This is a genomic window from Myxacorys chilensis, assembly GCF_059505265.1.
Genome location: NZ_JCACKG010000265.1, coordinates 34,986 through 41,536, shown reverse-complemented (window position 1 = coordinate 41,536; position 6,551 = coordinate 34,986). Strand labels below are relative to the sequence as shown.

Genomic DNA, 6,551 nt, shown 5'->3' with positions numbered 1-6,551 from the left:
CCCAGTTATCCCCTTCACACTAAAACTCAGCAGATTTTGCCTGAGTAGTTACGAAATTTTCTTGCTCTATTTCCAGCTTCTGAATTTCCTTGTCAGCATTTTGAATCAACTCAATGCTATTTGCCCAAATCTCACCCCAACTTTTTTCTAATTCTTTTTTTATCAATTCCTGAATTTCCTCAACTTTCTTCGTAGAGCAATATTTTTCTATATAACTGAAACTCTCTTTGAACCGGGGATCATTTAAGACTTCTTGAGTTAACTTTGGAAGCACATCATTTTTCTTCATTGTTAAAACCTCTATGACAAAAATGAAAACACAGAAAGGACTATTGAAAAATCTAAAAACTATCCAATTTGTTTAAGTTTTAGTTAAAAATTTTGTCCTCCCTAGCTACAACACATAAATTTTCACCGATTGATCGAGCAATCTTTATCGCGGTTTAGCTACGAATAGTGCCTTTGATACTTCGTCTTCTGAATAACTGATTTGCTCTATGACGCCAAGCATCAACGCATCTACTTCAGCATTTAAATTCTTGATCTGTTGATCAATCTTGCTCATCCGCTGCAGCATGCCCTTACGTTGATCGATGCTCCTGCTAGACATGTGATGTGGTCTGGCAAGTTGACAGTTTTCAGCTTCAGTTCCTTAGGCTTTCGCACCAAAAAATCTGCCGCTACTAGGATTATGTTGCGCTGGACTTCATCAAATACCTGTTGCGTCGCGAAGATATAGTTCAAGTGTTCTAATAGAGGCGCAAGCTGCTGCTTGCCCGTATTTATGCGATATAGACAGTCAAGATATTTATTGGCGTCGATAAATAGCAAGGAATCATCGGCTGGCATTAGATCTCCTCAATATCTAGTTTATCTACACCTCCACCGCCTAACGCTCCGGCGAGCGGATTCAATTAACTTCTGTAACACCACCCAATCTCTCGACAGCCGGCTTCAGCCGGGTTGTATGAATGGCTGCAAATTCGAAGTAGAACACAAAGCAACGCGATTAATCTATTGAGTTCAGGTTTATTACTTGATTTCAATTCAAACCCTCTCGAACGAGAGGGCTTTCTGCCTCATCAAGCAGGAGATCGCGCTTCAAGGATCAACTGGACTTCGTACCCCTCTGCCACCCCGATTGAGTACATGGGTATTTTGAGATGTTTGGCGGGTTGCTCAGCTTGGGACTCTTGGCGTGGATAGCTGGTTATCGATATACTGACCGTAGACGCATTAAGTACAGATAGCTTGCATGGGAGACCCTTGGGAAGTTTTAATCAATTATGAGTCGAATGAGCTGGTTCGACGCCGCTATAAAGAAATACACAACCGTGAAGCTAATGCAGCACATGCTTTGGAAATCTCTGCAAGCTTTTCCCAAGGTGCTGCTTATTTTTCTAGCGCCAAGAACGCAGATAGAGTTGTTCGCCCATTATTGCTGTATTACGGAGTCCTTTCTTTAGCAAGAGGGACAGCCATATTTCTACGCCGAGGAATTCGTGAAGCAAGCCTTAGTCCAGCACATGGACTGAGTACAGTTAATTGGGGGCAAACATTAGCGCAGTCCAATAGCGATATTGGCGACATTCGTATTCGTGTCACCAAAGATGGCTCGATTCATGAGTTTGCTGAGGCAACAGGGAATCAAACATTAATGCGGATAAGCAAGAGTGCCATTAACCAGACCTCTACTCATGACACACTCGTTAACAATCAAGAATTCACGCTATCCGACATTCTCTCTCGCTTTCCAGAATTAATGCAGCAATATATTCGATGGCGTTCAGATGGAAGGTGTGCAATTGGTGGCGTCGAAGAAAGCTCTCCAGCAGGCAGCGTTATCATTCGTATCAACAAAAAATGGGGCACGTTTTCCGCCAATCATGACCTAGTGAAGAGAGTCGTTGAGCATCTTGACGTATTGAGTATCCAAGAAGCCCCAGACTTTTGGCATGTTTCAATTGGCGTTCCACTGGGCGAAGTTGCTAGTGAACGAAACATTCCGGGACATTGGGACTACGTTCCATCTGATGGGTTTGGGATTGGATTCTCCTGCCTAGTTGGCCGTTATCCAGGCGGTTGGCTTGGTTCAAAGCCTGTAGCTTTGTTTTTACTTGCATATATTCTCGGAATGTTAGCTCGCTATTTTCCCTCTCAATGGACTTCGCTAGTACGAAATTATGGGAATGATGCTGCGTCCCCGACGTTGTTATCGGCAATGGACACAATCGAAAGGCAGTTCCCTCAAACAATTGCTGATTTTCTGGATAGGTCAGCCTTGAATAGTTGATTATGCGTTAAGCATAATCAAGGACTAGACAAAGCAAAATCTATCTTGGGAATAGATAGTATATTGTAAGTCTGCATTCGGCCTAACGCGTCACGGCAACGGACGGTCGAAAGTTGCTGGTGCTGAGTTCTAGGTTATCTGCCGCCGCTGCGTTTTGCCGTTATGCCGCATTCGCACGTTCTAAAAATATGGAAGCCGATAAACAACTTGCTCAACAGATCAATAAGGTGGCTCGACTGAATGGCACGTTTCGGCTTCGCTCCGGCGTCACGAGTTCTGAATACTTCGACAAGTATAGGTTTGAGGCTGACCCGGTATTGTTGAAAGCCATCGCTACGTCGTTGGCTGCACGCTTGCCTGACCATAGTGAAGCATTAGCAGGATTGGAGATGGGTGGGATACCGATAGCGACGATGCTTTCTCAGGTTTCAGGGCTACCAACGCTTTTTATTCGGAAGAAGGCAAAAGAATATGGCACGTGCCGTTTTGCCGAAGGTGGGGAAGTGCGGGGACGCCGACTTCTGATTGTGGAGGATGTGGTTACTTCTGGAAGTGCAATTATCGAGGCCGTTCGTGCACTGCGAGAAGAGGGCGCGATGATTACAGACGTGGTTTGCGTCATTGACCGGCAATCAGGTGGCGTCGAGAATTTACAGAAAGAAGGGCTTTCCCTAGTCAGTCTTTTTACAAAGGCATATCTTGAATCCACAGAGTACGCTGCCTAGCAGATCGGATGCAGCGAAGCCCGCGATCACGTCCCGGTTGTATTCTGAATATCATTGGTGCAGGCTTGCTGATCCGGAGTGTTAGGCGGCTTCATCTCTCGGCTGGGAGCGTAGTTGTAGATTACTTGTTGAAGCCAATATCAACTACCGCTAGTAGTTTTGATGTGATACGTTGAAATTGGCGATTTGAGTAGAGTTTTGATCAGCAGGTTAAGGTACTCCCAAAAACGGAAGCAGTTTCTGACTGTTGTGACAGCGGTTCTTGCACTTGCTTACTTGTCAACCTGTTTATTTCTACTTGTACGGCAACGTTATTTAATTTATCGCCCAGCATCAGAGCTTTCGATGCGACCTGATGCTTCAGACTTTAATCTTCCCTATGAGGATATCTGGATACCAATCCCAGGTTCTCAGTCACAACTACACGGTTGGTGGATTCCTGCTCCTGCACACTCCGAAAACTTTGTTCTCTTACCTGACGAGCCTACCAACATTTTCACTGCTCCTAAAGTGATGCTGTATCTTTGCGGAGTTGGGCGAAACATGGGGGACTACAATTATCTAGCTCGCATGTCAGCTTTGCGGCAGCTAGGGTTTTCAGTGCTAGTGTTTGACTACCGGGGATATGGTTTGAGTAAGGGGGATTTTCCCAGTGAGTTGCAGGTTTATCAGGATAGTCAAGCGGCTTGGCAATACTTACGGGATGTGCGCCAAATACCACCAGAGCAAATTTTTATTTATGGTGAATCTTTAGGAGGAGCGATCGCCCTGGACTTAGCAATAAGGCATCCGGAAGCAGGGGGGCTAATCATGCAAAGTTCGTTTACCTCAATGGCAGAAGCAGTTAGACATAGAGCATTTCTCCAGATTTTTCCGATTAATTTTCTTCTCAACGAACGGTTTGATTCGCTCTCAAAAATTCAATCCCTCGAAGTTCCAGTTTTATTCCTACATGGGAAATCTGATTCAGTTGTGCCATCTGAGATGAGCCAACGACTATATGATGCTGCTCCTGAGCCAAAACAATTGTTTATTATCTCTGGTGCTGACCATGTAAGAATCTATCAACCTGGGGAGCAGTCATACCTAAAAGTCATTCAGAAGTTTGTTGAGTTGACACAACAGCAAAATGCCAGCCAGTCACCTAACAATTTGGGTGCAGCGGATTTTACCAAAACTGATTGAGTGAGACGCAAAAGTATTGGCAACCGCTAACCCAAGCCGTTAGACCGACAAGAGTGGGAGGCAAATCTGTGTTCGACGAATACCTGAATAGAGCCCGAAGCGGTGAAAGCTTCTCCGAAAAAGAAGCGGCGGCGATTGCCTGGGACATCTTCGAATCTAACGTTAACGATAGGGCCGTCGCTGACTTCCTTGTGGCGCTGGCCCAGAAGGGTGAAACAGCGGCTGAAGTTGCTGGTTTTGCCAGTGAGTTGGTTCGTAGAGCCTTACCTGTAAATGCTCCTGCAACTTGTGTGGATCTCTGTGGTACCGGTGGTAGTGATCTAGCCAGGTTTAACGTCTCGACAGCCGCTGCGTTTGTCGCAGCGTCATGTGGGGTACCAATTGCCAAACACGGTAATCGGGGATCTCGCCGTCCAAACGGTGCATTTGACTTACTCGAGGCCCTGGGGATTCCCATTGAGCTGCCTCCGAAGTTGATTGAAGAGTGCTTGGCGCAGGTGGGTGTCGCGTTCATCTTCGCTCGAATGTATCATCCCGGTATGAAGCGCGTCACCCAAGCACGGAAACTTGCAGGACGGCGAACGATATTCAATCTGATCGGTCCGCTGTCTAATCCAGCAGGAGTAACTCACCAGCTCGTAGGTACGGCGGACGCGGCAAGGTTATGGGTTCTCGGTGAGGCGCTCCAACGGATCGGGCGCACCAGGGCTTTGGTGGTCTACGGTGATCCGGGTATTGACGAATTCTCGGTCTCGGGCAAGTCAGTTGTCCTTGAGGTGACACCAAACGGAATCATTGAGTCCGAGTTTCAACTCTCTGAGGCGGGTATTGAGCGGGTTGATTACGCTGAACTCCCAACCGGGGATTGCCATGACAATGCGATCGTGTTTTACCAGCTCTTGGACGACAAGGCTCCTCAAGGTATACGTGACATGGTTGCTCTTAACGCTGGCGCTGTACTCTACCTGAGTGGACACACTCGCACGATTGCTGAAGGATATCGTGCTGCATCTGATGCAATCGGCGATGGCCGTATGAAGAAAAAGTTCGTGACCCTCAAGGATTACTTGGCTGATAACGTTCGCTGAAGCTTGGTCTAACCGATTGCATGGTGGTCCAACCGGCGTATCGAGCGGACGGGTCGATGCAGGATATTCTGGCGGAAGACATTCGTGCCGCCGCTCATACGCAACTTCGTTGTCAAATTCATTTTCTCAAGATTTGGGACTTCTACTGTGTGGAGCAGGACACCTATTTCTGTAATTGTTCGATTGAGGGGTAATATGCGGAATGTGAGTTGGTCTCATGTTTCTCATTCGGGTGTTAGGCAGAAAGAGGTCATGTTCTAGACGTGTGGAAGGAGAGCTAAATGGGTAATCCAAACTCAAATCGGTTGATGAATAACCCGATGACCACATCATGCAACCATTCTGATTTGGAAAAGCAAATGGTTTTACGCGCCAATCGTTTGATCCGAGTTCGCAACGTCAAATGCTTGCGCTCAATCGTCTGAGTATGTACTTTACCCACGGTATGAAATACAGGTTCAACATGACGTTCATACGTCCCCCAACCGTCGGTGTAAAACTGAGTGATACCGAAGGGTTCCAGCAAAGCTTTCAGTTCTAGAAAGGCTGCATCTTTGTGTTCCGCCAACACGTACGCCAACACTGCTCCAGTCTTGTGGTCAACAGCGTGCCACAACCAGCGTTGCTGCTGCTTTGAGCCAACGAAACTCCACATTTCGTCGAGTTCTGCTTCCGTATCCTCCCACTGACAAAGCTGCACAATCGTTTGGCTCGGTTCCAATTCTGCTAGTCGCGCTTCATTCACCGTCTTCAGGGAGAGACTTTTTTTTAAGCTTTTCAATCACGGTCGTTGGGCTGATCCTCAGCACTCGCGCCGTATCTCGGATGCCACTGCCATTGAGTGCCATCTCTACGATCTGCTGCTTCACTTCCGGCAGATAGCCTCGATAGCGGTAATCTCGAATAAACGTGCAACGAGAACACTCTGCATTTCGACATTTATAGCGCTGTCTCCCTGCCTGCGACTGACCATGTTTGACGACATCTTTGCTGCCACAACTGGGGCAAAGAACGGGTTCGAGAACCATCGGATTCATCCTGGCTTGAACGACACTCCTTCAGGATTATAGAATCCACACCTCTAGAACACGACCCAACCGCTGACCCGAACCGTTATCAAATTCATTTTCTCAAGAGTTAGAACTTCTGCTGTGTGATGCAGTTAACCTGATGATCGTCTGCGCCGTTACAGAAGCGGACGAGCAAAAGGCACCTGTAGGGTTGTCGAGATTATTTGCCGCCGCAGCCGTTTGCTTTTAA

7 protein-coding genes are annotated in these 6,551 nt (G+C 47.0%); 5 read left to right on the top strand and 2 right to left on the bottom strand.

Annotated elements, in window-relative coordinates:
- Positions 1–19: 19 nt before the first annotated feature.
- Positions 20–289: a hypothetical protein gene (locus AC5JLB_RS27345; RefSeq protein WP_495876989.1), complete on the bottom strand. Its 270-nt coding sequence runs from the start codon at positions 287–289 to the stop codon at positions 20–22.
- A 966-nt stretch (positions 290–1,255) separates the two neighbouring features.
- On the opposite strand from AC5JLB_RS27345, the gene AC5JLB_RS27340 reads away from it, so the two are divergent.
- From AC5JLB_RS27340 to AC5JLB_RS27320, 5 genes are all read left to right on the top strand, one after another.
- Complete coding sequence (locus AC5JLB_RS27340) at positions 1,256–2,293, top strand: YaaC family protein (protein ID WP_495876988.1); 1,038 nt, start codon at positions 1,256–1,258, stop codon at positions 2,291–2,293.
- A gap of 188 nt (positions 2,294–2,481) precedes the next feature.
- Entirely contained in the window at positions 2,482–3,018 is a 537-nt protein-coding gene (gene pyrE, locus AC5JLB_RS27335; protein WP_495876987.1) for an orotate phosphoribosyltransferase, read from the top strand.
- A 249-nt stretch (positions 3,019–3,267) separates the two neighbouring features.
- Entirely contained in the window at positions 3,268–4,203 is a 936-nt protein-coding gene (locus AC5JLB_RS27330) for an alpha/beta hydrolase (RefSeq protein ID WP_495876986.1), read from the top strand.
- 68 nt (positions 4,204–4,271) lie between these two features.
- Positions 4,272–5,291 (top strand): anthranilate phosphoribosyltransferase, encoded by a 1,020-nt coding sequence (trpD, locus tag AC5JLB_RS27325; RefSeq protein WP_495876985.1) that lies wholly within the window; start codon positions 4,272–4,274, stop codon positions 5,289–5,291.
- A 20-nt stretch (positions 5,292–5,311) separates the two neighbouring features.
- Positions 5,312–5,485: a hypothetical protein gene (locus AC5JLB_RS27320; RefSeq protein WP_495876984.1), complete on the top strand. Its 174-nt coding sequence runs from the start codon at positions 5,312–5,314 to the stop codon at positions 5,483–5,485.
- Between the two features lie 83 nt (positions 5,486–5,568).
- Here AC5JLB_RS27320 and AC5JLB_RS27315 read toward each other — a convergent pair.
- Positions 5,569–6,319 (bottom strand): IS1 family transposase gene (locus AC5JLB_RS27315; RefSeq protein ID WP_495876983.1). Its coding sequence is split into 2 segments (ribosomal slippage): positions 5,569–6,066 and positions 6,068–6,319, totalling 750 coding nucleotides; the frame shifts between segments, so codons are not numbered across the junction.
- Positions 6,320–6,551: the final 232 nt, after the last annotated feature.

What these genes read in the sequence shown, in the direction of transcription:
- AC5JLB_RS27345 (WP_495876989.1), bottom strand. Translation starts at nt 289, where the DNA reads ATGAAGAAAAATGATGTGCTTCCAAAGTTAACTCAAGAAGTCTTAAAT.
- AC5JLB_RS27340 (WP_495876988.1), top strand. Translation starts at nt 1,256, where the DNA reads ATGGGAGACCCTTGGGAAGTTTTAATCAATTATGAGTCGAATGAGCTG.
- pyrE (WP_495876987.1), top strand. Translation starts at nt 2,482, where the DNA reads ATGGAAGCCGATAAACAACTTGCTCAACAGATCAATAAGGTGGCTCGA.
- AC5JLB_RS27320 (WP_495876984.1), top strand. Translation starts at nt 5,312, where the DNA reads ATGGTGGTCCAACCGGCGTATCGAGCGGACGGGTCGATGCAGGATATT.